We start from the raw sequence: 202 nt of genomic DNA, 5'->3' as shown, positions 1-202 counted from the left end.
CGGGGACCAGGTCTTCTTCCAGGGCCACGCCTCCCCCGGCATGTACGCCCGGGCGTTTATGGAAGGCCGGCTGACCGAGGAGGACCTGGACGGGTTCCGGCAGGAAAAGTCCCGGCAGGGCCACGCCCTGTCCTCCTATCCGCACCCGCGGCTGATGCCGGACTTCTGGGAATTCCCCACCGTGTCCATGGGCATCGGGCCG

Annotated in this window: 1 protein-coding gene; it reads left to right on the top strand. The window is 68.8% G+C overall.

The features are described from left to right. Window positions 1–202, top strand: a 202-nt coding sequence (locus tag ASF72_RS06930) for a hypothetical protein (protein ID WP_157370909.1), incomplete at both ends; no start/stop codon positions are given.

The sequence above is a fragment of the Arthrobacter sp. Leaf141 genome (genome assembly GCF_001424565.1).
In the GTDB taxonomy this organism is placed as follows: Bacteria; Actinomycetota; Actinomycetes; order Actinomycetales; family Micrococcaceae; genus Arthrobacter.
This window is presented reverse-complemented; position numbering and strand designations above follow the sequence as displayed.